General features: G+C 64.7%; 21 protein-coding genes, 1 tRNA gene and 1 pseudogene. 11 read left to right on the forward strand and 12 right to left on the reverse strand.

The window, feature by feature from the left end; all coding sequences use genetic code 11:
- Positions 1 to 16: 16 nt before the first annotated feature.
- Positions 17 to 1201, reverse strand: a complete 1185-nt coding sequence (gene petH, locus KUG43_RS09120; RefSeq protein ID WP_216908351.1) for a ferredoxin--NADP reductase — start codon at positions 1199 to 1201, stop codon at positions 17 to 19.
- A gap of 230 nt (positions 1202 to 1431) precedes the next feature.
- Between petH and KUG43_RS09125 the strand changes: the two genes are divergently transcribed.
- Positions 1432 to 1950, forward strand: a complete 519-nt coding sequence (locus KUG43_RS09125) for an SRPBCC family protein (protein WP_216908353.1) — start codon at positions 1432 to 1434, stop codon at positions 1948 to 1950.
- Positions 1951 to 2067: 117 nt separating this feature from the next.
- On the opposite strand, the gene KUG43_RS09130 is transcribed toward KUG43_RS09125, so the two are convergent.
- Both KUG43_RS09130 and KUG43_RS09135 read right to left on the reverse strand, forming a co-directional pair.
- Positions 2068 to 2140, reverse strand: a tRNA-Glu gene (locus KUG43_RS09130).
- A 64-nt stretch (positions 2141 to 2204) separates the two neighbouring features.
- Positions 2205 to 3278 carry a histidine kinase gene (locus KUG43_RS09135; RefSeq protein WP_286194592.1) on the reverse strand — a complete coding sequence of 358 codons (1074 nt, stop codon included), beginning with the start codon at positions 3276 to 3278 and terminating at the stop codon, positions 2205 to 2207.
- Positions 3279 to 3510: 232 nt separating this feature from the next.
- Between KUG43_RS09135 and KUG43_RS09140 the strand changes: the two genes are divergently transcribed.
- The 6 genes from KUG43_RS09140 (at position 3511) to KUG43_RS09165 (ending at position 14959) form a co-directional block, all read left to right on the forward strand.
- Positions 3511 to 4068 carry a hypothetical protein gene (locus KUG43_RS09140; protein ID WP_216908307.1) on the forward strand — a complete coding sequence of 186 codons (558 nt, stop codon included), beginning with the start codon at positions 3511 to 3513 and terminating at the stop codon, positions 4066 to 4068.
- A gap of 113 nt (positions 4069 to 4181) precedes the next feature.
- Positions 4182 to 4598, forward strand: a complete 417-nt coding sequence (locus KUG43_RS09145) for a DUF8650 domain-containing protein (protein ID WP_286194581.1) — start codon at positions 4182 to 4184, stop codon at positions 4596 to 4598.
- A 7-nt stretch (positions 4599 to 4605) separates the two neighbouring features.
- Entirely contained in the window at positions 4606 to 7332 is a 2727-nt protein-coding gene (pepN, locus tag KUG43_RS09150; RefSeq protein WP_216908309.1) for an aminopeptidase N, read from the forward strand.
- 361 nt (positions 7333 to 7693) lie between these two features.
- Positions 7694 to 11824: a PAS domain S-box protein gene (locus tag KUG43_RS09155; protein WP_216908311.1), complete on the forward strand. Its 4131-nt coding sequence runs from the start codon at positions 7694 to 7696 to the stop codon at positions 11822 to 11824.
- Positions 11814 to 12266, forward strand: coding sequence for a response regulator (locus KUG43_RS09160; protein WP_216908313.1), 453 nt, complete (start codon positions 11814 to 11816; stop codon positions 12264 to 12266). The genes KUG43_RS09155 and KUG43_RS09160 overlap by 11 nt, the downstream gene beginning before the upstream one ends.
- A 356-nt stretch (positions 12267 to 12622) precedes the next feature.
- On the forward strand, positions 12623 to 14959 hold the full coding sequence (locus KUG43_RS09165; RefSeq protein WP_216908315.1) for an EAL domain-containing protein: 2337 nt from the start codon (positions 12623 to 12625) through the stop codon (positions 14957 to 14959).
- Positions 14960 to 15112: 153 nt separating this feature from the next.
- On the opposite strand, the gene KUG43_RS09170 is transcribed toward KUG43_RS09165, so the two are convergent.
- Both KUG43_RS09170 and KUG43_RS09175 read right to left on the reverse strand, forming a co-directional pair.
- A complete protein-coding gene (locus tag KUG43_RS09170) occupies positions 15113 to 16366 on the reverse strand; it encodes a glycoside hydrolase family 10-like protein (RefSeq protein ID WP_216908317.1) in 1254 nt (417 codons plus the stop codon).
- 11 nt (positions 16367 to 16377) lie between these two features.
- Complete coding sequence (locus tag KUG43_RS09175; protein WP_216908319.1) at positions 16378 to 17385, reverse strand: ribose-phosphate pyrophosphokinase; 1008 nt, start codon at positions 17383 to 17385, stop codon at positions 16378 to 16380.
- A 67-nt stretch (positions 17386 to 17452) separates the two neighbouring features.
- On the opposite strand from KUG43_RS09175, the gene KUG43_RS09180 reads away from it, so the two are divergent.
- Positions 17453 to 17986: a hypothetical protein gene (locus KUG43_RS09180; RefSeq protein WP_216908321.1), complete on the forward strand. Its 534-nt coding sequence runs from the start codon at positions 17453 to 17455 to the stop codon at positions 17984 to 17986.
- A 37-nt stretch (positions 17987 to 18023) separates the two neighbouring features.
- Here the strand turns inward: KUG43_RS09180 and KUG43_RS09185 are convergent, their stop codons facing one another.
- From KUG43_RS09185 to KUG43_RS09210, 5 genes and pseudogenes are all read right to left on the reverse strand, one after another.
- On the reverse strand, positions 18024 to 18362 hold the full coding sequence (locus KUG43_RS09185; RefSeq protein WP_216908323.1) for a hypothetical protein: 339 nt from the start codon (positions 18360 to 18362) through the stop codon (positions 18024 to 18026).
- Between the two features lie 216 nt (positions 18363 to 18578).
- Positions 18579 to 18752 (reverse strand): hypothetical protein, encoded by a 174-nt coding sequence (locus KUG43_RS09190; protein ID WP_216908325.1) that lies wholly within the window; start codon positions 18750 to 18752, stop codon positions 18579 to 18581.
- Positions 18753 to 18787: 35 nt separating this feature from the next.
- Positions 18788 to 19249, reverse strand: a pseudogene (locus KUG43_RS17050) (MarC family protein).
- Positions 19222 to 19431, reverse strand: a complete 210-nt coding sequence (locus tag KUG43_RS09205; RefSeq protein ID WP_216908329.1) for a hypothetical protein — start codon at positions 19429 to 19431, stop codon at positions 19222 to 19224. Before KUG43_RS09205 ends, KUG43_RS17050 begins: the two are co-directional and overlap by 28 nt.
- Before the next feature lie 38 nt (positions 19432 to 19469).
- The gene (locus KUG43_RS09210; RefSeq protein WP_216908331.1) at positions 19470 to 20492 is read right to left on the reverse strand and encodes an LCP family protein; all 1023 of its coding nucleotides are present in this window, start codon (positions 20490 to 20492) and stop codon (positions 19470 to 19472) included.
- A gap of 174 nt (positions 20493 to 20666) precedes the next feature.
- On the opposite strand from KUG43_RS09210, the gene KUG43_RS09215 reads away from it, so the two are divergent.
- Entirely contained in the window at positions 20667 to 21854 is a 1188-nt protein-coding gene (locus KUG43_RS09215; RefSeq protein WP_216908333.1) for a Coenzyme F420 hydrogenase/dehydrogenase, beta subunit C-terminal domain, read from the forward strand.
- Positions 21851 to 23404, forward strand: a complete 1554-nt coding sequence (gene malQ / locus KUG43_RS09220; RefSeq protein ID WP_216908335.1) for a 4-alpha-glucanotransferase — start codon at positions 21851 to 21853, stop codon at positions 23402 to 23404. The genes KUG43_RS09215 and malQ overlap by 4 nt, the downstream gene beginning before the upstream one ends.
- Here the strand turns inward: malQ and KUG43_RS09225 are convergent.
- Together KUG43_RS09225 and KUG43_RS09230 are read right to left on the reverse strand one after the other, a co-directional pair.
- Complete coding sequence (locus KUG43_RS09225) at positions 23359 to 24321, reverse strand: helix-turn-helix domain-containing protein (RefSeq protein WP_286194583.1); 963 nt, start codon at positions 24319 to 24321, stop codon at positions 23359 to 23361. The two genes, malQ and KUG43_RS09225, sit on opposite strands and share 46 nt — an antisense overlap.
- Positions 24322 to 24332: 11 nt before the next feature.
- Positions 24333 to 25052 (reverse strand): pseudouridine synthase, encoded by a 720-nt coding sequence (locus KUG43_RS09230; RefSeq protein ID WP_216908339.1) that lies wholly within the window; start codon positions 25050 to 25052, stop codon positions 24333 to 24335.
- A gap of 89 nt (positions 25053 to 25141) precedes the next feature.
- Between KUG43_RS09230 and KUG43_RS09235 the strand changes: the two genes are divergently transcribed.
- On the forward strand, positions 25142 to 25485 hold a 344-nt coding region (locus KUG43_RS09235; protein WP_286194584.1), incomplete at its 3' end, for a sigma-70 factor domain-containing protein.

Raw genomic sequence — 25485 nt, forward strand, 5'->3', positions numbered from 1 at the left:
TGGGTCACCGCCGGACTCAGTAGGTCTCGACGTGCCAGCGGTCGGCCTTCTTGAGCTGGGGCCGCAGCTCGCTCCAGTTCAGGTCCTTGGCGGCGGCGGCGGCGGTCATGGCCTCGTCGATGCCAGGCTCCATGCCGCGCAGACCACACATGTACACGTGGGTCTTGGGGTCCTCGATCAGTGAGAAGATCTCATCGGCGTGCTCGGTGACACGGTCCTGGATGTACATCCGGCCGCCACTGGGGTTCTGCTGCTCACGGCTGATCGCCTTGGTGTAGCGGAAGTTCTCCGGGTACTCGGCCAGATAGCGCTGGAAGTCGTCTTCGTACAACAGGTTGGGGGTCTTGGGGACGCCCATGATCAGCCAGGCCTTGCCGCGGAACTGGTACTCGGGGTTCTTGGCGCGCTCGGACGGCTCGAACATGCGGCGCAGGTAGGCCCTCATCGGGGCGATGCCTGTGCCGGTCGCCAGCATGATCACGTTGGCGTCCTCATCGGGGGGCAGAAGCATTTCCTTGCCCACCGGGCCGGTGATCTTCACCTTGGCGCCCGGTTCGATGTCGCACAGGAAGGTGGAGCAGACGCCGTTGATGGTGCTGCCGTCCTTCTCGTACTGGAGCTGGCGGACGCAGAGAGAGACCGTGCCGCCCTCGCAGTTGTCGCCGTGGCGGGTGCTGGCGATCGAATAGAGGCGCAGCTTGTGGGGTTTGCCGTTGGCATCCTCGCCATCGGGGATGATGCCGATGCTCTGGCCCTCGACGTAGTGCAGGTTGCCTTCGGAAAGGTCGAAGGTGATGTGGTTCACCCGGCCGATGGCCCCCTCGGCCAGGAGGCTGTAGTTGCCAGTAACCGTACCGATGAAGGGATCCTTGGGTTTGTAGAGGTTGACCGGAACGTCGGCGTGGCTCACGGGGGCTTTCTTTGCGGGGGTGGGGGGGGCGGCCGGGGCGGGAGCAGCGGCTTCGGTGGCGGCTTCGGTGTCGGGGGCCTGGGGTTTGGACCCGACCGGGACCTCCTCAGTGTTGATGGCCCGAATCCGACCACCCTGAAGGGCGATGGTCTGCATCAGCCGCTGCAATTGGCTGAAGGGCACGGTGAGACGGCGTTCCGCCCGCCGCTGCAGACCGACGCCGAAGCCTTCGACGACAACCGTGAACATGCGGCCGTCGGACTGGGTGGCCTTGCCGGTGGAAACGCGCATGCGGGCGACGGTGCCGAAAATCGGGCCGATCATAGAGAACTCGCCTCACGCCCCCTCGGGCTGCCGTCTTTGACCGGAAAGCGGAAACACGGGCTAGTTTGTGTTCCAACGCACCGATGCCGGTGCCGTCCGCTGCCACCCTCCCCCAAGCCCCGAGCGAGCTCCGATCCGTCTTGGCCCAGCCCCTGGCGTTGTTTCCCAGCCCCGTGACCCTCCCGTCCCCCGAGGCCATGGTCGCCAGAGAGGCCTGTTGTGCCCTCGACACGATCCAGCAGGAGATGGAGCGGCTCCCGCACGGCACCCGCCGTCTGGCGGTTCAGTTGCGGCTCAGCCTCGCCCCCGAGTGGATCTGGTCGGTGCTCACCGACTACGACCACCTCGACAGCTTCATCCCCAACCTGGCAAGTTCCCGCCAGCTCTGGCGCCGCGGCAACCAGGTGGCCCTCGAGCAGGTGGGCACCCAGCAGTTCTGTGGCCTGCGCTTCAGTGCCCGCGTGCAGCTGGAGCTCAATGAAGAGCCTGACCAGGGCCGCCTCGCCTTCCGCATGCTGGAGGGCGATTTCCGCTGCTTCCAGGGCCTATGGCAAGTGGGCATCGACGACACCAGCACCTGGCTCCTCTACGACCTCACCGTCCAGGGCAAACCGGGCATGCCGATCGGTCTGATCGAGCAGCGCCTCAAGGAGGACCTGGCCAGCAACCTGCGGGGCGTGCAGCGGGAAGCCCAACGACGCTTCGAAGCCGGCTGACGCCCTCGGCGGCTCGCCATCTTTTCAGCGTCTGAGCGCCTCGGCAGCGCAGCCTTGACAAAGCTTGAAGAGGAACTCGGGCCAAAGCGTTGTCGCCTCAGGCCCGGAACCGATGGATACCCCCAAGGGGATTCGAACCCCTGTCGCCTCCGTGAAAGGGAGGTGTCCTAGGCCTCTAGACGATGGGGGCGAGGCCACAGCCGGCTTGCCACCGGGCTGATGTGCTGGACGCTACGGGCCGGAGGGACCCTTCGTCAAGAAAGGTCGCTGGCGGCGCGATCGGGCTCGGGAGAGCTCTGGCCGGTCCAGACCGGCACCGTGAAGTTGAAACAGGCGCCCTCCCCGGGTTCAGACACCACCCAGATGCGGCCCCCGTGCACCTCGGCGATGCGACGGCACACGGACAGCCCCACACCGAAGCCGGAGGTGGTGCCGGAGGTCTGGGGCAGCCGCACCCGGTCCTGGAAGATGCGGTGCTGCTCCTGGCGGGGAATGCCCGGGCCGCTGTCGCAGATGCTCACCTGCACCCACTGGCTGGTGCGGTGCATGAGGCTGAGGCTCACCTTGCCGCCGTCGGGGGTGAACTTCAGGGCGTTCTCCAGCAGATTGAGCATCACCTGCCGCATGCGCCGCTGGTCGGCATGGACATCGGGCAGGTCGGCGGGGATGTCGGTGACCAGCCGCAGCCCCCGACCCAGCCAGAGCTTCTCCAGTTCCAGGATGGCTTCAGCCGCCACCTGGCTCAGGTCGAGGCGCTGGGGATTGAACAGGGCCTCCCAGCGGGTGGTGCCCACCTCCAGCAGGTCCCTGGAGAGGGCCTCGATGTCATCCAGCCGGCGGTTAAGCACATCGCGGAAGCGGCTCTCGTCGATCTGGCCCAGGGCGTGGCTCTGCAGGGCCAGCTTGGCGGCGGTGAGGGGGGTGCGCAGCTCATGGGCCACCATGCGCAGCAGCCGCTCCTGGACCCCGAGCCGTTCGATCAGGGTCTCGTTCTCCTGCCGCAGCACCAGCAGCTGGTCCTCGAGCTGCACCTCCCGCTGGCTGCGGCTGCCGTCGATCTCCGCTGGCCGCAGGCTGAGACCCAGGCTGGTGACCACCTCCATCTGCTGCCAGCGGGGCAACCAGGTGCGCAGCTGCTCCGCCAGGGTGTTGCCGGCGAAGACCTGCTTCGGCAGATCGAGTTTGATCAGGGCCGGTGTGGCCACCAGCCGGTGCAGTTCGAGCAGCTCGGGATGGTCGGCCGGATCGGCCACCTGCAGCGACACCTTGCAGGTGCACTCCTCGGAGTTCAGGAAGGCCAGCAGGGCCCGCAGGTCGGCGGACGCCATGTGATGGCGGGCTGCCACCAGCAGCAGCTTCAGCGGTTTCTGGGCCTCAACGCCGGCAACGCTGGCGTCGGTGGTGGCCGCTGCCACCGCCGACGACGGGAACTCGGACTCCCCCAAGACCGGCAACGGCAGGCATGCGTCAATGCACCCAACCTTATGGGGTTCTGGGCACAACCCCGTCAACCTCGCTAGGACTTCGGGGATCGACAGTCTGTGCCGGGGTGGGCCAGCCATGACCACACCAAGTCAGCCGGGACTTGCCAGGGGGATTCCCGTCCAGAGCCGCATCCGCCTCGACACCAGCCTGCGGCGCTGGTTTGCCCGCAACCTGGGGCTGTGGCGGTCGCGCCGCACCTACTTCTTCACCGAGGGCGATGAGGTCCTGAAGGTCGACATGAACCTGCGCATCGAGGTCCACGGCGAATTGGTGGACGGGGATGAGGGCTACCGCTTCACCTGGTGGGCGGAGGGGAATCAGCCCTTCTTCGAAACCAAGCCCGACTACAGGCCAGAGGGCACGATGGAGGCCTGGCTTTGTGGCCACCAGCTGCGGCGCAGCTGCGGTTACCTGGCGGGGGCGCCCACTGTCAGTCAGATCCGCCAGATCGATGAGCACACCATGGCGTTCCAGTCCCACTACGACGACTGGGAGGTGCTCGAGCAGATCCGCCTGGTGGATGGAGACAACTACCGCTCCCGCTCGATCCACACCTGGCGCCACGGCAGCCTCGAACTGGTGGAGCTGCATCACGAGATCCGGCTGGAGGCCGCCGGAGAACCGATCGGTTAAGCGCTGTCGGCGCCGGGACCCCGGCCGCAGGGCCGCCTCGCGGAGCGGACTCCGTGGCGGGTATGGCGGCTGCTGCGATGCATCACGATGGGAGTTCACGGATTCCTACCCCTTTGTCTCTCCTGCTCCGCCGCACCCGGCCGCTGCTGGTGGCACCCCTGGTGGCCATGCCGTTGCTGCTGGCACCGGTGGCGGCCCACGCGGCCCCTGCCACCCCCGCTGAGATGGGCCTCTACACCCGCATCGGCGCCGTCAACGTCTGCATCTCCCGCGCCGCCGGCATCGACTTCGAGAAATCGGTGGGCATCGCCGGTGAAACCATCGCCCAGCTGATCCTCGGCCAGCACAAGGGTGAAATCCAGCAGGTGGGCACCAAGGCCCTCAGCATCGAGGAACTGCGCCGCGGCGCCATCAACTCTGCCGTGCTCGGCGCCGCTGAGATCTGCCCCAAGGAGGTGCCGGCCGATGTCATGAAGAAGGTTCAGGACGCCATCAAGCAGCAGGGCGCCGCCAAGCCAGCCCCCAAGTAAACCGCTGATGGCCGTTGTGCACCTCGCCGACTACCGGCCGGCGCCCTATCTGCTGGAGCGCACCGATCTCACGGTGCGCCTCTTCGCTGACCATGCCTTGGTGGAGGCGCGCCTGGCGTTCCTCCCCGGACCTGGAGCCGAGCCGGAGGGGAGCCTTGCGCCGCTGGAGCTGAAAGGCGTGGATCTCGAGCTGCGTTCCCTCGAGCTCGACGGCGTTCCCCTGCCCGCCGACGCCATCCAGCTGGAGGGGGACCGCCTGCTGGTGCTGCAGCCGCCCCGGCGACCGTTCATGATCACCAGCAAGGTTTGGCTTGATCCGCGGGCCAACACCAGCCTCGAGGGGCTCTACGTGAGCGGCGGGATGGTCACCACCCAGTGCGAGGCGGAGGGCTTCCGCCGCATCACCTACCACCCGGATCGCCCCGACCTGCTCAGCCGCTTCCGGGTGCGGATCGAGGCCGACCGGGACAGCTGCCCGGTGCTGCTCTCCAACGGCAACAGCCTCGAGAGCGGCGACCTGCCGCCCGGACCCGACGGGGAAGCCCGGCATTACGCCGTCTGGGACGACCCCTTCCCCAAGCCCTCCTATCTGTTCGCCCTGGTGGCGGGCCGGCTGGAGGAGGTGCGCGACACGTTTGTGACGGCTGACGGCCGCACGGTGCAGCTGCGCCTGCACGTGGAGCCGGGCGATGCCCCCTTCACCGCCCACGCCATGGCGTCCCTGAAGCGGGCGATGGAGTGGGACGAGCGCGTCTATGGGCTGGCGTATGACCTCGACGAGTACAACATCGTCGCCGTGCGCCACTTCAACATGGGCGCGATGGAGAACAAGAGCCTCAACATCTTCAACTCCAAGCTGGTGCTGGCCGACGCCGCCACGGCCACCGACGGTGAGCTGGAGCGGATCGAGAGTGTGATCGCCCATGAGTACTTCCATAACTGGACGGGCAACCGCATCACCTGCCGCGACTGGTTCCAGCTGTCGCTGAAGGAGGGACTCACCGTTTTCCGGGATCAGAGCTTCTCGGCCGATCTGCATGGCCATGCGCTCAACCGGATCGAGAACGTGGCGATGCTGCGCAACACCCAGTTCCGGGAGGATGCGGGGCCGACGGCCCATCCGGTGCAGCCGGATCAGTACCAGGCGATCGACAATTTCTATACCACCACGATCTATGAGAAGGGATCCGAGGTGATCCGGGTGCTGCACACCCTGCTTGGGGAGGAAACCTTCCAGCGGGGCATGGCGCTGTATGTGGAGCGCCACGACGGCACCGCCGCCACCTGCGAAGACTTCGTCCAGGCGATGCAGGACGCCGCTGGCGAAGTGGACGACAGCTGCCGCCTGCCACCCTTCGACTTCTCCCAGTTCCGGCGCTGGTACCACCAGGCGGGCACCCCGGTGCTGCACGTCCGGCGCCGCTGGAACAAGGCGGCCGGGACCCTGGAGCTGTTCGTGCGCCAGTCCACCCCCGCCACCCCCGGCCAGCCCCACAAGCAGCCCCTGGTGATCCCACTGGCCGTGGGGCTGGTGAGCCAGGCCGGCCAACCCCTGCCGATGCGGCTGGTGGCCGAAGACCCCGATCACGGCGCCGCCCCGCTGCTGCCGCGGCGCTGGGGGGCTGGGACGCGCCTGCTGCTGATCGACCGGGAGGAGCAGGTCTTCCGCTTCGAGGGGCTGCCGGCCCAGTCGCCGCCGCCGGCCCTCTCCCTGCTGCGCCAGTTCTCGGCGCCGGTGCGGGTGGAGCTGGGGCGGCCCAGCAGCGAGCTGGTGCACCTGCTGGCCGCCGACAGCGACCCCTTCGCCCGCTGGGACGCGGGCCAGCTGCTGCTGCGCCGAGCCGTGCTGCGCCGGGCCGCCGGCCGGGTGGATGGGGGCCTGGAGGAGTCCCTGATCGCCGCCTTCGAGCGGATCCTGGCCGATCCCTCCCTGTCGGAGGCCAGCCGCAGCGTGCTGCTGGCCCTGCCGGGTCTGGCCGAACTGGAGGATGCCGCGCCGCAGCCCGATCCCCCGGCCCTGTTCGCCGCGCTGCAGGCCCTGCGCGGCCGCTTCGGAGAGGCCCTGGCAGAACCGCTGCAGCGGGCCCTGCAACGCTGCAGCGATCAGTGGTCTTTGGCCTGGCCGGAGGGGGTGGGCGATCGGATGCTGACGGGCTCGATCTGGAACTGGCGGGTGGCCGCCGGCGACGCGGCGGTGATCGCTGCCGCCCGCTCGGCCGTCGATGGCCCCTCGATGACCCTGGCCCGGGCGGGCCTGCGGGCGCTGCAGGATCACCCGATCGCCGCCCGCCAGGAGGCGATGGAGGCCTTCTATGCCCGCTGGGAGCAGAAGCCGGTGATCCTCGATTCCTGGTTCGCCCTGGAAGCCTCAGCCCCCTTTGCCGATGGCCTGGCGCGGGTGCAGCGGCTGCTCGACCATCCCCGCTTCGATCCAGCGGCGCCCAATTCGGTGCGGGCGGTGCTGGGAGGACTGGCGGGCAACCCGCCGGTGTTCCACGCCGCCGACGGCAGCGGCTACCGCTTCATGGCCGACCAGATCGCCGCCCTGGACCAGCGCAATCCGATCACGGCCTCGCGCCTGGCCAAGGTGTTCAGCCGCTGGCAGAGCTACGGACCCGACCGGCGGGAGCGGATGCGGGAGGCCCTCGACCAGTTGGCGGCGGCCGAACTCTCCACCAACACCCGCGAGGTGGTGAGCCAGTGCCTCAACGGCACCGACGTGAGCTCCACCTAGAAGCCTTGGCCGCACCGGCTTGTGCTGGACGGACAGGCGCGAAGCGAGCAATCTTCATTTTCTTGGTAACATCCGTCCAAGCCTGCCTGTTCGCCATGGAGAGAACGGCAAAAGCTTGCGGGTCTGGGAAACGGGAAGAACGTGAACAAGGCAAGCGACAGCAGCACTGCTCGCCGACAACGGCCATGGTGTGTCGGAAGGGAGAATACAGACCAACCAGATCACCGTTTGCCGACGGAGAAAGGCCACGCAGGGAAACGCAGAACACGCGGTCGACACCGATCTGGAGTCATGGGATCGGCGGGTTCACGCCGATGGCGTGGGTTGGAGACCCCAAGGGCAGCCGCTTCTGGTAACCGGCATGCACACGGACATCGACGACCGGGAACGGGCTGAGGCGGCCCTCCAGGCCGAGAGATTGCGCCTGCAACTGGCCTTGGACGCCGCTCAGATGGGCACCTGGGGTGAAGACCTGACCACGGGCAAGCTGGAGTGGTCGGACCGGGCTGGATCGATTCTGGGGCTGCCGGCGGAAGGGCTGCCGGGCGATCAAGACACGCTGCTGACACTGATCCATCCCGACGACCGCGATCGGTTCCATCAAGCCGTGACCAGAACCCAGGAAGGCGGCGAAGCCTTGGCCATCGAGTGTCGCCTCTGCCGGCCGGGGCTGGACATCCGCTGGGTGGCCATGTGGGGAAAACTGTCACAGGACAGTGTCCTCGCAGGGCGGCAGCTCATTGGCGTGATCACCGATATCAGCGATCGAAAAAAGGTCGAAGGGGCGCCGCGGGAAAGGGAAGGCTGGGAACGCTCGGCCATGCAGGTCGGGCGCCTGGGAGCCTGGCGGATCCAGATCGACACCAAACACGTCGAGATGGACAAGCGGCTGCGAGAGATCTGGGGGGAACCGCAGGACGATCTTCCTCTTCCGATAGGCAAAGTGCTGGAGCGGGTGCATCCGGAGGATCGGGATCGGGTCGCAACGGCTGTGGAGAAGGCCATGAAGCCAGACCCTGAAGAAATCTATGAAATTGACTATCGGCTCCAGTGGAATGACGGCTCGGAACGCTGGGTGTTGGCCAATGGCAGGGCCGAATTCGAGGGACAGGGGATAGCTCGCCGGCCAGTCAGTTTTGTTGGAACGCTGCTGGACATCACCGACCGGAAGAACTCCGAACTGGTACTGCAGGAGAGCGTGCATCACCAGGAGCAGATTCTCAATTCAGTTCAGGACATGGTGTTCTGTAAGGACAGTCATTCAAGAGTGATGTATGCCAACCAGGCAACCCGGCATTATTTCGGCATCACCTCGGAGAATCTGAAGGGACAGAAGAACGTTTCATTAAATCCAGAGAATACAAATCAGTATCGACAGGACGACCTGGAAGTGTTCCAAACCGGCCAACCGATCGAACGACTGGAGGAGCCCCACCAACGGGCCGATGGAACCATTCGCTACTTTCACACCATCAAAGCCCCCATCTTCGATCGTGAAGGCAATGTGGTTGAGCTGGTAGGGCTCTCCCGGGACATCACAGAAAGGAAACTCTTTCAAGAATCACTTCTGATCCATGCACGTCAGCAGGATGCTGTGGCTCAGCTTGGGCAATTGGCGGTCGCAGAAACGAATCTGGCCGTGGTCATGGACAGAGCGGTGTCATTGGTGGCTGAAAGCCTTGACCTCGAATACGGCATGATTCTCGAACAACTGCCAAACGGGACAGATCTCAGGCTCAAGGCGGGTTTTGGGTGGCGACCAGGTCTGGTGGGTCAGGTGATCATGAGCCTTGATCCCTGCACCCAGAGTGGCTACTCCCTGCTGAAGAATCAAACCGTGATCGTGGAGGATCTGGCGGCAGATCTTCGCTTCAACGCATCGAGCCTGCAGCGGGAGCATCTGGTGCAGAGCGGCCTGAGCGTGGTCATCCCTGGCAAGAGTCAACCGTTCGGCGTCCTTGCTGCTCACTCCCGAAAGCGGCGCATTTTCTCCAAGGATGATGTCAACTTCCTGCAGGCTATCGCCAACATTCTGGCGACAGCAATCCAAAGGAAGGCTACGGAACAGCCCTTTCAGCACTCGGAAGCTGAATTCCGGGCACTGTTTGCGGCCATGACCGATGGAGTGGCAGTCAGAGATCGAGAAGGACGCTGCCTGATAGTCGCTCCGACCAATGCAGTTCTCTACACACCCGCAGAAGAGTTACTGGGTAAGACGCTCCATGAAAGCATTCCAGAGGCGCAGGCAGACTCCGTGCTCGAAGGCATTCAGGCGGCCTTGGCCGCCCAAAAGACCATCCATATTGACTACTCGCTAGAGATTGAAGGGCAAGAAGTCTGGCACACTGCAAGTATTTCGCCAATGACCGAAGACAGCGTCATTATTGTGACAAGGGATATTTCCGATCGTAGACGGATCGAAGAGGAACTCAGCATATCCATGAAAGCCCTTGACAACCACTTTGATACATCACTCCTAGGCATCATCGAGTGGGATCGAAATGGCAGAGTCAGGCGATGGTCCAAGCAGGCGGAGAACATCTTTGGCTGGAGTGAGGCCGAAGTTCAGAGTATGGACATTCCTCGCTGGCAATTTGTCCATGAAGAGGATGCCGCCTGGGTCGCGAAACAATTGGCCGCTCTGAGAAAAGGACTCACCAAGAGCTGTCGTTTCGAGAATCGGAATTACAGGAAAAACGGGATCATCATCAGCTGTGAGTGGCACTCATCAGCGCTATTTGATAACTCGGGCAACCTTCAGTCAGTGCTCTCCTTTGCACAGGATATTACAGATCGACGACACCAGCAGGAGCAGCTGCAGCGGCAAAAAGAACTGTTGCAGACCATCATTGATCACCTCCCGGCGATGGTGATGCTCTACTCAGGCAATGATGAAGTACTGATGGTGAATCGCGGGATGGAGACCTTGACTGGATGGAGAATGGAAGAATACAAAACCATCGATGGGCTGCGTGCCTGCTATCCAGATCCGGAAGACTATCGTCAGGTTGTTGAACATATGATGGCCGCTGATTCAAGCTGGAGAGATTTCAAGACTTTAGTCCGCAACGGCCGAGTAATGGATACAACATGGGCCCACATACGCCTCTCTGATGGACGCCGTCTTGGGCTCGGTCAGGACATCACCGAACGCAAGGCGGCAGAGCAGCAGCTCCAGAGTCTGGTGGAAGCCACCGCTGCCGTGACGGGGCAGGATTTTTTCCCAACACTCGTGAGTCATATCGCAAAGGCGCTGAATGTCTCCTATGCCCTTGTCACTGAACTTGTGAACAGTGAATTACATAGTCTGGCGTTCTGGGCGAACGGGTCGCTGCAGCCTGCCCTTCATTACCATCCCGCGAAGACTCCCTGCGTCTACACATTGAGAGAGAAGATATTTCACGTGTCCAATGCTGTTCAACAACACTTCCCGGAGGACACTGACCTCACTGAGATGCAGGCGGAGAGCTACCTGGGGATTGCGTTGCTTGGTTCCAGCGGTCAGGTGATCGGGAGTCTCTGCATCCTCGACAAGGGTCCGCTTCAGGATCCGGCGCATGCGGAGATGCTGCTTAATGTTTTTGCCTGTCGAGCAGCCGCCGAATTGGAGCGGGCTCAGGCAACATACAAATTAGAGCAACTCAACCGCAATCTCGAAACACTTGTTGAGCAGCGTACAGCCGAGTTAAGTCGGCGTACACTTCAGTTGGAAGCGAGTAACCGGGAGCTCGAATCATTTTCCTATTCTGTCTCTCATGACCTGAGGGCACCACTTCGGCATGTCAATGGTTTCGTCAATGCCCTCAAGCAAAGGCTGGAGGGCTCACGGGCTCTCGACGACCCCAAAGTCGCGCACTATCTGCAGGTGGTTGAGGCCAGCAGTCAGAAGATGGGCCAGTTGATTGACGGTTTGCTGTCCCTCTCTCGCATGGGTCGCAAACCGATGGAGTACCAACCCGTGGACCTGCGAGTCTTGGTGGACCAGGCCATCGCGCTGACCCAGGAGCATTCACAGCGTGCCCGCAGTGTTACCTTTGCGATAGGCCCATTGCCTATCGTGCAAGGGGATGCCATCCTTTTGCAACAGGTCTTTACCAACCTGATCAGCAATTCAGTCAAATTCAGCTCCCATCTGGTGAGTCCGGAAGTTCAGATTGGTACCCTGCTAGATCACACGATATTTATACGGGATAACGGGGTCGGATTTCAGATGCAGTATGCAGACAAATTATTTGGAGCTTTCCAACGGCTGCACTCTCAGTCTGAGTTTGAGGGAACCGGGATTGGGCTTACCATCGTCCAACGGATCATCCATCGCCATGGCGGAACCATCTGGGCCGAGGGCCAGCCCGACCATGGTGCCAGCTTCTACTTCACACTGAAGACCCCTTCAGAAGGGATCACCCGATCAGCAGAGGATCACTATCCGACTAGTGGATGGCCATGGCAAGATAGGCTTCAAGAAGAGTCTGATTCTGAAAATGCCACTTGAAAGGATTGATCCCGCCAAAATACTGCTAGTGGAAGACGACCCCAACGACGTCGAGTTGATCAAGCTGGCTTTGGAAAACCATAAGGTCGTGAACCAGATTGACGTCGCTACCGATGGAGAACAGGCTCTGAATTACCTGCATGAACTCTCCTCTTCAGGGCTTCCGGTAAGAGATCTGCCACGACTGACCCTGCTGGATCTGAAGCTTCCCAAGATTGATGGTATTAAGGTCCTGGAAAGAATCCGAAACGAACCAAGGACTCGAGACTTGGTCGTTGTTGTGATGACCTCTTCATCTGAGAATCAGGACCTCAAAGCTTGCTATCAGCTTGGTGTCAACAGCTATGTCGTTAAACCACTTGGTTTCAATCAGTTTATGGACGTCTCTCGGCAGGTCGGTTGTTACTGGATGATGCTAAATCAGGTAACTCAAACCTTGTGAGCTCCATCACGCCCCCTGAGCTGTATCGCTTGTCGGAGCAGTTCACTAACATCTAGGCCCCTGCATTAAACGGGGGAAGAGCAGGGCGACAGGAAAACCGTTATAATGGATTGACTGATGGCCCCAACATACCACCCCCCCCTCAAAGGATTGACTGGCCCCTTGGGCCAATCAATCCAAAGGCAGAAGGGGTCGTACAGGAGGTGTTTGAATGAGAGTAGGTGAGAAGCACGTCAGGACAGTAGTCATTGCATCTTTCCATAGACTGACAACCTGATCAACCAAGATCCCAAAGACAGGGTTTCATTATCAGAGCGCCTGAGACTCCTGCATGAGATCATTAGCAACAAATTGACATGGATCTCTCCTCACAGCGCCAAGCAGGGGATGGTTATGGGATTACAGATCGTCTTTTGAATATCCTGATTGTTGAGGATGTTGCGGAAGATGTTGAACTCATTGTCTTGACATTGGAAGCCGATCATATATCCTTTCGATATGACAATGCGGTGTCATCAACCGAGGCAGAGCACTACTTGTCAATTGACCGCTATGACGTTGTTCTTTCCGACTACAGCTTAGCCCAGTTTAATGGGGCACAGGCATTTGATATTTTGAAAGAATCCGGTCAAGAAATTCCATTTATCCTTGTCACTGGAAGCCTTGGAGAGGAAGCCGCCGTTGAATTCATCAAGGCTGGCATGACTGACTACGTACTCAAGGATCGTCTATTTCGGCTTCCCATGGTCGTGGCACGAGCATTGGAGGAATTTGAGCTGCGAAGGCAACAACAACAGGCCATCAGCCAGATTCACCGCCAAGCCAGGCGTGAAGCCATGGTGAATAAGATCGTACAAGCGATGCGTGAAACACTGATTATTGAGAATGTGCTGCAGACAACTGTGGATCAACTCCATGACATTCTCGAAGTCAGTCGATGTTGTATCTTTCAGCCTGACTGCGAAGAGGACAGCAAGGTAATTATTGCTTATCTGAACAGGAGTACAGAGCAACATTCTGACATCCTTGGCCTCAGTTCTGATCTCTTTAATTACTATCAGGAATCCTTAATTAAGAGCCATTCCGTTTTTATGCACGAGATGGGCGAGCTGCCAGAAGCCCTGCATCAACAGGCGATTGCTGATGGCGTGCGCTCCACGATGTTGATGCCACTGATCTATCAGAACACCTATTTGGGAGGGATCTGCTTGCAACAGTGCGATCAATCGCGTGTGTGGACGGAGGATGAAGTGGCAATCGTCAAAACCATTTCTGATCAGTGTGCGATCGCCATCCATCAAGCCAGGTTGTATGAGCAAGCACAACGAGAAATTGCCGAACGAGAGCGCATTGAAGCGAGACTGCGCCATGACGCCTTCCACGACGCCTTGACAGGTTTACCGAACAGGATCCTGTTCATTGACCGCCTTGAGCATGCATTGCAATTGGCAAAACGACGTTATGATAAATCCTCTTGGGCGAACAGTCATCGCTTTGCCGTTCTGTTTCTTGATCTCGATCGCTTCAAGGTCGTCAACGACAGCCTAGGGCATGGCACTGGTGACCAACTGCTACAGAAAGTCGCTGAACATCTCCAGGTCTCCGTCAGGAGGGGCGACACGATTGCACGGTTAGGTGGCGATGAATTTGTCATTCTGCTGGAGGATCTCAAGAGTCCCAGTGAAGCCATTGATGTAACGCTGAGAATTCATCAGCAATTGAAGCAGCCCATCGTGCTGGGCGGTCAGGAGATCTTTATCACCACCAGCATCGGTATCACTCTCGACTCCGAACGCTATACCTCTTCAGATCAGATGTTGCGGGATGCGGATATTGCCATGTATCACGCCAAAAGAGCAGGCCGGGCTGGCTATGAGATCTTCGATTCGTCCATGCATGTGGTCGCTGTTCAGCAACTTCACCTTGAGAGTGACCTACAACGGGCGATCGATCGGGATGAATTCCGTGTGCATTATCAACCCATCATCAATCTTGACAGTCGTCAGATCTTAGGCTTTGAAGCGCTCATACGCTGGCAGCATCCTGACAGGGGAATGATTGAGCCCGGTGAGTTTATCCCTGTTGCTGAAGAAGCAGGCCTGATCGCAGACATTGATCTCTGGGTGATGAGTCAAGCTGTGCAGCAGATGCAGCTTTGGCAACAGGAGTTTCCAGAGCTTTCCCATCTGAAAGTCAGTGTCAACCTCTCAGGAATACACTTCTCCAATGGGGAACTGATCTCTCGCATTGATCAAGTGCTGCAAGACACTGGCATCAGTGGCTCCAAACTGAAGATTGAAATCACAGAAGGCGTCTTGATTAACAATGCTGAGTTTGCAGCTCAGATTTTAGAGCAGCTTCGGGACAGGGGGATCCAAGTGTGCTTGGATGACTTTGGCACGCGCTATTCGTCACTGAACTATCTCCATCGATTCCCAATCAGCTGCCTAAAGATTGATCGGACATTCATCACATCCTTGGAGACAGACACCTACAAACGTGAAATTGTCAAAGCCATCGTGAGTCTTGCTTTGAATCTGCAAATCACGGTTGTCGCCGAAGGCGTGGAGTCGACCAGTCAGCTCACCTTTTTGCAATCCATTCATTGTCAGCTGGGGCAAGGCTATATCTTTTCTCCTCCTCTGAATCGACGTTCTGCAACCGAGCTTCTACGTAGCAACTCCCTCCTTTGACCCATCAAGCATCTGTGAGCTTGGTGTGACCCCCAACCGGATTGTCGTCAAACAGAATGGTTTCCGGGTTCATTTCAAGAGCAGATCTGCTGAGGCTTCCAGGGCAGGGGTGTCTTTGAAGAGATCGGATGCTGCTCTTGGGGCGTCAGACGTCTAACGGCCGCCGAACACCTCGCGGTTGAGGCGGCGGAAAGCGGCCTGCCGGACGGCGGCCCCCTCCGGGCCGGCGTACTGGCCCCAGAGCCCCTCCCAGTAGAAAAAGATCACGCCGTGGCCCCGGGCGGCGGAGAGGCGAACCTTCTGCTCCAGGGTGGCCATGTCGGGGGTGCGGCCACCGAAGCCGGAAAGGATGCCGATCTCCACAGGCATGCCCCAGCGGCGGGCCTTGACCAGCGCCGGCTGGTCGAGATCGCGGGCGAAGCCCTTCACCGAATAGGCGTAGTTCTGCACGATCAGGTCGTCGACCAACTCGCCCAGGGCCCAGAGCTCCCAGTCCTGCAGCCAGTGGTTGTAGGCGAAGCGGAACGGCCCCGGCGAGAGGCTGATCACCGTGCGCCGCGGGCCGCCCACCTCCTGCATGGTGGCCCGCAGTTCCCGCAGCAGGGCGGTGAGCTGCTGGCGGCGCCACTTCATCCAGTAGCGGTCATTGAAGTTGGCGGGCGGCTCCCGGCCGGTGTCTGCGAGATAAAGGGCGCGGGTGTAGGGGTCGTAGCCCAGTTCCACCGGCCAGGCGAAGTGGTCATCGAGCTGGATACCGTCCACGCCGCAGCGCTGGACGATCTCCTTGATCAGACCGATGAAGCGGGCGCGCACCCCTGGGTGGGCCGGGTTCAGCCACACCCGCAGGTCCTTGAGCGGCGAGGTTTTCAGGTTGGCGCCGTGCATGGCGTAGAGGGCACTGCCATCGGCGCGGCGGAGCACCCACTCAGGGTTGCGCTGCACGACCTCGGCATCGCCTGGCTCCATCAGGCCGTACTCGAACCAGGGGATCACCTGCATGCCGCGGCGATGGGCGGCCTTGGTGAAGCGGCAGATCGGGTCGAGGCCAGGGTTGGCCTTGGCCAGGGCCGGCTCCATCGGCGCCCAGCGGCTGCGGTGGAAGGTGGCCCCCCGGCTCCAGACGTTGGGGTAGAGGGTGTTGAAGCCGGCGGCGTCGAGCTGCGCCACGGCGGTCTCGATGCGGTTGGCGTTGTAGTAGAGGGGGCTGGGGCTGTTGGTGAGCCAGACCCCCACGCGGCGCTCGAACCCCTTCGGCAGGCGGCTTTGGGCGTCGGCCGGCCGGGGGGCGCCCACCGTCAGGGCCAGCAGGGCCGTGACGAGCACGGTGAGCGGCACCGGCAGGAGGCGCTTGAGATGGGCGAAGTGCTTGAGCGGCACCCGCGAAACAGGCGGTGGAGAGGCGGGCATGGTGGTGCCGCTCAGCGGAACATCGAGCTGACCGAGCTCTCCTGGTGGATCCGCCAGATCGTTTCCCCCAGCATGTTGGCGATCGAGAGCACCCGCAGCTGGGGGAAGTGCAGATCGGGGGGCAGGGGGATGCTGTTGGTCACCACCACCTCCTCGAACAGGCCGGGGGTGGAAAGACGCTCGACGGCGGGGGGGGAGAAGACGGCGTGGGTGGCGCAGGCCAGCACCCGTGCCGCCCCCCGGGAGCGAAGCAACTGGGCGCCCTGGAAGATGGTGCCGCCGGTGTCGATCATGTCGTCGATCAGGATCGCCGTCTTGCCAACCACATCGCCGATCACGGTGAGGCTTTCGGCCACGTTGTGGCCGGAGCGGCGCTTGTCGATGATCGCCAGGGGCGCATCCTTCATCTGCTTGGCGAAGGCCCGGGCCCGGGCCACACCGCCCACGTCGGGGGACACCACCACTACTTCGCCCAGGTCCCGGGTGGAGAGGTAGTCGACCAGGACCGGTGAGCCGTAGATGTGGTCGCAGGGGATGTCGAAGTAGCCCTGGATCTGGGAAGAGTGCAGGTCCATGGCCAGCACCCGCTCGACGCCGGACTTGACCAGCAGGTTGGCCACCAGCTTGGCCGTGATCGATTCCCGTCCAGCCGTCTTGCGGTCGGCGCGGGCGTAGCCGTAGTAGGGGATGACGGCCGTGATCTGGCGCGCCGAGGCCCGGCGGCAGGCATCCACCATGATCAGCAGCTCCATCAGGTGATCGTTCACCGGAGCACAGGTGGGCTGGATCAGAAAGACGTCGCAGCCGCGGATCGACTCCTGGATCTGGATGTAGAGCTCGCCATCAGCGAAGCGCTTGATCACCCTCGGGCCGTCGGGCACACCGAGGTAGGCGGCGATCTCGTGCGCCAGGCCGGGGTTGGAATTGCCGCAGAACAACCGCAACCGGCGAGGGTCGTGGCTGGTGAGGGGCGGCTGCCCGCTCTGCTCCACCCGTTCAGCGGTCGAGAAAGTGGACAAGGGCGCAGGCGGCGTTGCTTCGCAGCACGATGGTAGAAGCGAGCCGGCCCAGACAGTGCAAACAACCATGTCGGTTTCAGGGACCGAAACGGATCGCTGCGATGGCCTGCTGCTGTTGGGCCTGGGGCGGCGCCAGGAGCTGGAGGGCCTGGCGGCGGTGGCGGCGCGGCTGGCCGCCGCCGAAGCCGTGCCCCTGCGTCAGCTGACCGGCGCCGAGGATCCCGATGCCGGCCTGGCGGCCCTGACGGCAGCCCCGGGCCCGTGGCTGGCTGCCCTGCCCCTCGATCCGGGCCTGCCGCTGGAGCGGGGCGGCAGCTGGGCCGAAGCCCTTGGGGCCTGGCGCCAGCCCTGCCTGCTGGTGGTGCGGGGCGAGCAGATGGACACGGGGCTGCCGGCGGCCGGCGCCGCCCTGCTGGAGCGCTGGCGGGTGCCCCTGGCCGGGCTTGTGCAGGTGGGCAGCGACTGGCAGCCGGCGCTGCGCCGCCGCGACGGCCTGCCCTGGCTGGGCTGGCTGCCGGAGAGCGGCGAGGAGAACGACGAGGCGATGGCGGCGCTGCAACAGGTGCTGCGGGGCCGCTGGCGGGTGCTGCAGGCGGCCTAGCGAGGTGCTGCGGCGGGCACGGCCAGGCCCATGGCCCTCACTCGCTGCCTTCCGCCTCGCCGTTCCCGCCCTCTTCGGCCCCGCCGCCATTGTCCGCCGCTGGGGTGCCCGCCCCGGGGGCGCCGGGATCCATGGTGACGCCGAGGGCGCGGCAGGTGCCGATCGGATCGACGCCCGGTGCCAGGCCGAGGGCCTTGCGCAGGGCATCGATCTGGCCAGCCGACTGGAGGTCGATGGTGCTGGCCACCTGCTGGCAGGCGATCGTCTGCAGGGCCCGGCCATCGGGGCGGCCGCAGCTGGCCAGGAGGCCGAGGGCAGCAAGAGCGGCGAGAGAGACAACCCGGGGCATGGGGATGCCGAAAACGACGTCCGCCAACGTAAGGGCTCCGGGCTCACTCCCCGAGGGCCTCGGACACGGCGCGCTGGAACACCGCCTCCTCGGGAGTCACGCCGGTCCACTGCTCGAAGATCTGCATGGCCAGCCGTGGCTGCGGGCCGTGGCCAGGAACGGGGTGATGCGGGGGTTGGTGATCACATCCACCACCACGCAGGCCGGATCCAGCGTGTCCCAGCGGACGGGTACCGGCTCCAGCTACGGCGCGCAGACAAGGTTGGTGGCGTTCATCAGCAGGCTGGTGCCCGCCGGCACCACCGCCTCCCCCTCCCAGGCCTGCCACACCGCCGGCACGCCGGATGGCCGAGCATGCCGGTCGTCTGCTTCTGGGGAGGGATCACGGCGAGCCGGCGGCAGTCCCCAGGCTGGCAAGGGTGGGACGCCGGGCGGATGCGACACAACCACCCTCAGATCTTCAGCGTCACCCTGCTGAGGAGGGTGCTGGCGCCGGTGGCGATGAACTGCACCCCGATCGCCAGGGTGAAGAGGCCCATCACCTTGATCAGCACCGTCATGCCGACATAGCCGAGCAGCTGGGTGAGGCGGGTGGCGAAGGTGAACATGAGGCCGATCAGGATCGCCATCGCCCAGATCGCCGCGAACAGTTCGATGCGGTGGTTGAAGCTGTGGGCCCCTTCGGCCTACACCGTGATCGTCGACATCGTGCCGGCGCCGGTGGTGGGGGGCAGGGAGATCGGCACGATCGCCGAGGAGGTCATCTGCCCCACATGCATGTGCGACACATCGAAGTTCTTCGCGTGCGAATCACCCGGATCGGTGGCATTGAGCATGCTCAGGCCGCTGAAGCAAAGGAGCAGGCCGCCGGCGATCTGAAAGGCACTCACGCTGATCCCGAAGAACTGCAGCACCGCCGTGCCCAGGACATTGGCCCCACCCTGATCAGCAGGCTGGAGACGGTGGTGATGCGGATCACCCGCCGGACATGCCGCTCCGGCACCCCCTGGCTCAGGGTGAGAAACGGCCCGATGGCGGGGAAGTTTTTGGCCACGGCGAACAACCCCAGCAGGTCGTGCTGCAACGTGCTCGGCACCAGCAGCTCGGGAGTGATGGCCTTGGTGCCCAGTATCGCTACGGGGCCGCGGGCTCCTTCCAGAGCGGCGGTGTCGCGCCGGGGTCCAGCTGGCGCAGACCCTTGTGTTTCTCCTCCGCGGGTTTGAGCGGCAGGCTGGCGAACTGCACCGGCTTGCTGCCATCCAGTCCGGCCGCCAGGAGGCTGAGGGTCTCGCTCGGCGAGAGGTTGGTCTCCACCTTCGGCTGCAGCTGGCTCACCAGGAACGGCAGCTTCGCCAGCCGCTCCGGCTGCAGCATCCGTTCCCTGAGGCTGCTGGCCACCAGCTGCTGGTTGCTGCGGCGGCCGGTGTCACCCAGCCACGGGTCACGGAAGCGCACCAGCTGCTCCACCTTGGCGCCCCCCAGCTGCTGCAGCCCGGCCTGCAGGTCGATGGTCAGCTTCTGGGTTTGATCGGTGTAGCTCATCCGCCGCGGCGGACTGAGTTCCAGCCCCCCCAGGCCGTTGACCAGATCCCTCAGCGCCCCCCGCGGGAGCACCAGGTAGCGGTCGGGGGCGGGGGGCTGCAGCCCCACCAGCTCCCGCACCGCATCGGCGGTGAGCGCCACACCCCCGAGTCGGAAGGCCTCACCCAGCCGTTTCACTCCCTTCTGCCCAGGCAGATACACCGCCACTTCGGTGGGCAGGTTGAGCACCTGCAGGGGACCCTCCGGGTTGATGCGCACCAGCAGCAGGGCATCGGCGTTGGCGGGGCCGGCGGGAGCGGCCTTGTTGATCGGCGCGCCGATCCGCTCGCCGTCGCTGCCGATCACCAGCACGGTGATGGGCCGCGCCGGCGGGGCGGCCAGGCTGGCCGGGCCCACCTCGGCCGTGGGGGCCAGGGCCCGGTCCGGCATCGGCCAGAGCAGCCCCAGGGTGGCCATCCCCACCAAGGCGCCGGCAGCGGTGATGCCGAGGCTTTTCAGCAACCGCCCGTTCAGCAGGAGCCGCTTCGGGGTCCGGGCCGCCACGGTGGATGTCGCCGCGGGGGTTCCGGGGGCCGGGGATTCGGCGGGTCGGCGGGTCTTCCGGCGGGCGGGCATCGGGGCCGAAACGGAGGGGTGCTTGGGGGCACTCTGACGCAGGCGGCGCCCTCCTCGGCCCCGGGCGCCTTCGGGGGGCCGGCGGCATGGAAGCGCGACGACGGATAGCTTGAGCGTCGAGCCACTGCGCCCCTCCAAAGCTTGTCCACCGTTCCATCACCGGCACCGGCCTCCGTGGCGCCGCACGATCGAGCCCGACCCCTGGCCAAGGGCAGCCCCAAACCCGCCAAGGATCTCTGCAGCGACTGCGGCCTCTGCGACAGCCGCTGGGTGGCCTACGTGCGCCGGGCCTGCGCCTTCCTGGAGCAGCGTTTCGAGGCGATGGAGGAGCAGGCCCACGGCCGCAGCCGCCGCCTCGACGACGAGGACGAGCTCTATTTCGGCGTGCACCAGCGCATGGTCACCGCCCGCCTGCGCCAGCCGATCGAAGGGGCCCAGTGGACCGGCATCGTCAGCCGCATCGGCGTGCGGGCCCTGGAGACGGGCCTGGTGGATGCGGTGCTGTGCGTGCAGCAGAGCCCGGACGATCGCTTCACGCCGGTGCCGGTGCTGGCCCGCACCCCTGAAGAGGTTCTGGCGGCCCGGGTGAACAAGCCCACCCTCTCCCCCAACCTGGAGGTGCTTGAGCAACTGCCGGGCAGCGGCATCGAACGGCTGCTGGCCATCGGGGTGGGCTGCCAGATCCAGGCCCTGCGAGCGGTCCAGGCCACCCTGCCCCTGCAGAAGCTCTACGTGCTCGGCCTGCCCTGCGTTGATAACGTCAGCCGCCAGGGGCTGCAGACCTTCCTGGAGAGCGCCAGCCGCTCCCCCGACACGGTGGTGCACTACGAGTTCATGCAGGACTTCCGCATCCACTTCCGCCACAGCGACGGCCACCAGGAAACGGTGCCCTTCTTCGGCCTCGACACCCCCGCCCTCAAGGACGTGTTCGCGCCGAGCTGCCTGAGCTGTTTCGATTACACCAACGCCGGCGCCGATCTGGTGGTGGGCTACATGGGGGCAGGCTTCGGCCGCCAGTGGATCACCGTGCGCAATGCCACCGGCCAGGAGTTGCTCGATCTGGTGGAGCCGGAGCTCGACCTGGCGCCGGTGACCAGCACCGGCGACCGCCGCCAGGCGGTGCAGCAGGGCATCGACGCCTACGAGAAGGCCCTGAAGCTGCCGATGTGGCTCGCCGAACTGGTGGGCGTGTTCGTGCAGCGCTTCGGGCCGAAGGGCCTCGAATACGGCCGCTTCTCGATCGATTCCCACTTCACGCGCAACGCCCTCTGGCTGCAGCGCCACCACCCGGAGAAGGTGGAGGCCCACATCCCCGCCTTCGCCCGCAAGATCGTGGCCCGCTACCGCCTGCCCCAACCGTGAGCGGCGATCCACGGGCCTGCGGTGTGCTGCTGCACCCGACCGCCCTGCCGGGCTCACCGGCCTGCGGCAGCTTCGGCGCCGCAGCCCGCGACTGGATCGACCTGCTGGCGAGCGAAGGGGTGGGGGTGTGGCAACTGTTGCCCCTGTCCCCCACCGATGCCACCGGCTCCCCCTACAGCTCCCCCAGTGGCTCAGCCCTGAACCCCTGGCTGATTGATGCCGACGATCTCGTGGCCGAGGGGCTGATCACCCCCGCCGACCGGGACGCCCTGCCCGCCGGGCCCCTCGATCGCCTCGATCCGTCCGCTGCCGCGGAGCGGGCGGCGGCCATCGCCGTGGCCCTGGGACGCCGCTGGGCCGACCAGCCCCAGCAGAGCCAGGAGGCCTTCGCTCGCTGGGAGCAGCGCCAGCGCTACTGGCTGGTCGACCACTGCCGCTTCATGGTGATTCGCCGCCTGCAGGCGGGACGGCCCTGGTGGGAGTGGCCAGCACCCCTGGCACGGCGCCAGCCTGCAGCCCTGCGGGCCCTGGTCGAGGCCCAGAGCCGGGCCCTGCAGGAGGAGGCCCTGCTGCAGTGGCAGCTCCAGTGCCAGTGGAGCCGCCTGCAGCAGCGCGCCCATGACCAGGGGGTGCGGCTGGTGGGCGACCTGCCCTTCTACGTGGCCCACGACAGCGCCGATGTCTGGAGCCACCGGCGCCTCTTCTCGCTGCGCTCCGATGGGAGCCTGGTGGAGCAGAGCGGCGTGCCGCCCGACTACTTCGCCGCCACCGGCCAGCTGTGGGGCACCCCCGTGTACCGCTGGTGGGGCCACCGCCTCAGTGGCTTCGCCTGGTGGCTGCAACGGCTGCAGCGCCAGCTGGAGCTGATGGATCTGCTGCGCCTCGATCACTTCCGGGCCCTGGAGGCCTACTGGAGCGTCCCGGGCGGCGACACCACCGCCGAGCACGGCACCTGGCGCCCCTCCCCCGGCCGCGCCCTGCTGCACCGCCTGTGGTCGCGCTGCCGCCGTCAGAATCGGCTGCTGGCCGGCGACCGGTTGCCGCTGATCGCCGAAGACCTGGGCGTCATCACTCCGGCGGTGGAGGCCCTGCGCGATCGTTTCGAGCTGCCCGGGATGAAGATCCTCCAGTTCGCCTTCGACGGCAACGACGACAACGCGTACCTGCCGGCGAACTACAAGGGCAGCCGCTGGGTCGTGTACACCGGCACCCACGACAACGCCACCAGCCTCGGATGGTGGAGGGATCTCGACGACGACGCCAGGGGACGGGTCGCGGCGGTGGTGGGGGGTGAGGTGCCGGCGCCGAGCTGGCAGCTGCTGGAGCTGGCCCTGGCCTCGCCGGCCGAGCTGGCCGTGGTGCCGCTGCAGGACCTGCTGGAGCTCGGCGACGAGGCCCGCTTCAACACCCCTGGCACGATCGACGGCAACTGGAGCTGGCGACTGGCTCAGCCTGTGGCCGCGCTGGCGGGGCCCCTGCAGGGCTTCGGCGTCATGGCGGCCCGCTACGGGCGGGGGCGGGAAGCGGCGGCCGGGACCGGGGGCGGGTAGAGGAACTGGGCTGGGCTGCCCATCGGGTCGGGGCTCTGGCCGGCGGCGGTGGCGGGCGCCAGGGGCTGGCCGTTCCAGCGCACCGCACCGGCCGCCGGGGCCGGCTCGAGCCGCAGGCTGAAGGGGGGCAGCACCGGCAGGCTCAGGCTGCCCTGCACCGCCGGCAGCTGGGTTTCCACGCCCCGGTCGCTGCGCAGCGACACCCGGGTGGGCTTGGCCAGCTCCAGGCGCAGCAGGCCGAGGGCCAGATCGGGGCGGTTCTGGCTGGTTTCGCGCCGCAGCCGCTGCAGACCCTGGCCGGCGGCGGCCTTGCCCAGGGGCCGGAGGTCGGGGTAGGCTCCCAGGATGGCCCGGTCCGCATCCTCCAGGTTCGCCTGGTCGGTCTGGGCGGCACTCAGGGGCGGGATCGGGCGCAGGGCGTTGAGGCCCTGGGCAGCCAGCTGGCGCTGCTGCAGGTTGAGGCCATAGAGAAGGCCGGCGCACAGCAGCGCGTAAAGCACCGTGCCCTGCCAGGTGGTGAAGACATCGATCGAGCCGGGGGTGAAGCGCAGCAGCACCGTGTCCCGCCGCCGCCCGTTGCGCCGCTCCTGCTCCGGCGGCAGCACCCCGTCCAGAGCGCCCCCGGGCAGCTCCAGATGGTGTTCCAGCAGGGGAAGCATGGTGCGCAGGTAGGCCGCTTCCGGCAGCCGGTCCCGCCAGCCCCGCTCCAGGGCCTCCAGCACGGCGGTGCTGATCCGGGTGTCGAGCGCCAGCTGGCGCAGGCCGATGCCACGGCTCTCCCGGGCCTCGCGCAGCTGCTGGCCGGCGAGCAGCAGGGGATCCTGGCGTCGCTCTTCCACCACGGTCCCCACGCTGCGGCGCTGGCCTGGCAGGCTTTCGCGCAGACGCTGGAACAGGGACGGGACCGACTTGGGCAAGGAAGGGGGGCTCAGGGAGCGACGGCCAGGGGGCCCCATTCTCCCGGTTCGACCTCACGCCACGATCCTTCGGGCAGATCACCCAGCCCCACCGGGCCGACGGCGGTCCGCCTCAGATCCAGCACCGGGTGGCCAAGGATCTCCGCCGTGCGCCGGATCTGGCGGTTGCGGCCCTCCCGCAGCACCAGCTCCAGCAGGGTGGCACCGCGGTGGTGGCGCAGCCGATGCAGCTCCACCGGCTGGCTGGGCAGGCCATCGAGGGGCACGCCGGCCCGCCAGCGCTCCAGGGTGGCCAGCGGCGGCCATCCCTCCACCCACACCTGGTACGTCTTGCGATGGCCGTAGCGGGGATGGGTGAGGCGCAGGGTGAGGTCGCCGTCGTTGCTGAGCAGCAGGGCGCCCCGGCTGTCGGCATCGAGCCGGCCCACCGGATGCAGGCCGCGGCGCCGCTGCGGCGGCAGCAGCTCGAGCACGGTGGGGCGGCCGTGGGGATCGTGGCAGGTGCTGAGCACCCCGGGGGGCTTGTTGAGCAGCAGGGTCAGGGTGGTGCGAGGCAGCTCCAGGGGCTGGCCGTCGATAGTGATGCGGTCGCAGCTGGGATCGGCGCGGTCGCCCAGCTGGGCCAGGTCTCCGTTGACCCGCACCCGGCCGTCGCGCAGCCACGTCTCCGCCTCACGGCGGGAGCAGAGCCCTGCGGCAGCCACGAGTTTCTGCAGGCGGTCGGCAACCATCCCCCCATTCTGCGGACCACTCCAGGTCGGAGCGAGTCCGCAAAGTGATGGTAGATTTACGAAACCAAATGGTTTCGTAACAAGGGACGATGCCTTCGATCACCGTCACGGCTGCTTCCGCGTCCTTGCTGGTCTCCACCGGCGATTCGTTGCGTTCCTACCTGCGCGACATCGGCCGGGTGCCGCTGCTCAGCCATGAGCAGGAAATCACCCTGGGCCGCCAGGTGCAGGAGCTGATGGCCCTCGAGGAGATCCGCGAGGAACTCACCCTCCGCTCCGGTGGCGAGGAGCCCAGCCCCGAGCTGCTCGCCGCCGAGGCGGGCCTCACCCCGGCGATGCTGCGCAAGCGCCTGCACGCTGGCCGTCGCGCCAAGGAGCGGATGGTGGCGGCCAACCTGCGCCTGGTGGTGAGCGTGGCCAAGAAGTACACCAA

The sequence above is a fragment of the Synechococcus sp. CCY 0621 genome (assembly GCF_019038465.1).
GTDB lineage: Bacteria > Cyanobacteriota > Cyanobacteriia > PCC-6307 > Cyanobiaceae > Cyanobium.

What these genes read in the sequence shown, in the direction of transcription:
- petH (WP_216908351.1), bottom strand. Translation starts at nt 1,201, where the DNA reads ATGCGCGTTTCCACCGGCAAGGCCACCCAGTCCGACGGCCGCATGTTC.
- KUG43_RS09125 (WP_216908353.1), top strand. Translation starts at nt 1,432, where the DNA reads ATGGTCGCCAGAGAGGCCTGTTGTGCCCTCGACACGATCCAGCAGGAG.
- KUG43_RS09135 (WP_286194592.1), bottom strand. Translation starts at nt 3,278, where the DNA reads ATGGCGTCCGCCGACCTGCGGGCCCTGCTGGCCTTCCTGAACTCCGAG.
- KUG43_RS09140 (WP_216908307.1), top strand. Translation starts at nt 3,511, where the DNA reads ATGACCACACCAAGTCAGCCGGGACTTGCCAGGGGGATTCCCGTCCAG.
- pepN (WP_216908309.1), top strand. Translation starts at nt 4,606, where the DNA reads ATGGCCGTTGTGCACCTCGCCGACTACCGGCCGGCGCCCTATCTGCTG.
- KUG43_RS09155 (WP_216908311.1), top strand. Translation starts at nt 7,694, where the DNA reads ATGCACACGGACATCGACGACCGGGAACGGGCTGAGGCGGCCCTCCAG.
- KUG43_RS09160 (WP_216908313.1), top strand. Translation starts at nt 11,814, where the DNA reads ATGCCACTTGAAAGGATTGATCCCGCCAAAATACTGCTAGTGGAAGAC.
- KUG43_RS09165 (WP_216908315.1), top strand. Translation starts at nt 12,623, where the DNA reads ATGGATCTCTCCTCACAGCGCCAAGCAGGGGATGGTTATGGGATTACA.
- KUG43_RS09170 (WP_216908317.1), bottom strand. Translation starts at nt 16,366, where the DNA reads ATGCCCGCCTCTCCACCGCCTGTTTCGCGGGTGCCGCTCAAGCACTTC.
- KUG43_RS09180 (WP_216908321.1), top strand. Translation starts at nt 17,453, where the DNA reads ATGTCGGTTTCAGGGACCGAAACGGATCGCTGCGATGGCCTGCTGCTG.
- KUG43_RS09210 (WP_216908331.1), bottom strand. Translation starts at nt 20,492, where the DNA reads ATGCCCGCCCGCCGGAAGACCCGCCGACCCGCCGAATCCCCGGCCCCC.
- KUG43_RS09230 (WP_216908339.1), bottom strand. Translation starts at nt 25,052, where the DNA reads ATGGTTGCCGACCGCCTGCAGAAACTCGTGGCTGCCGCAGGGCTCTGC.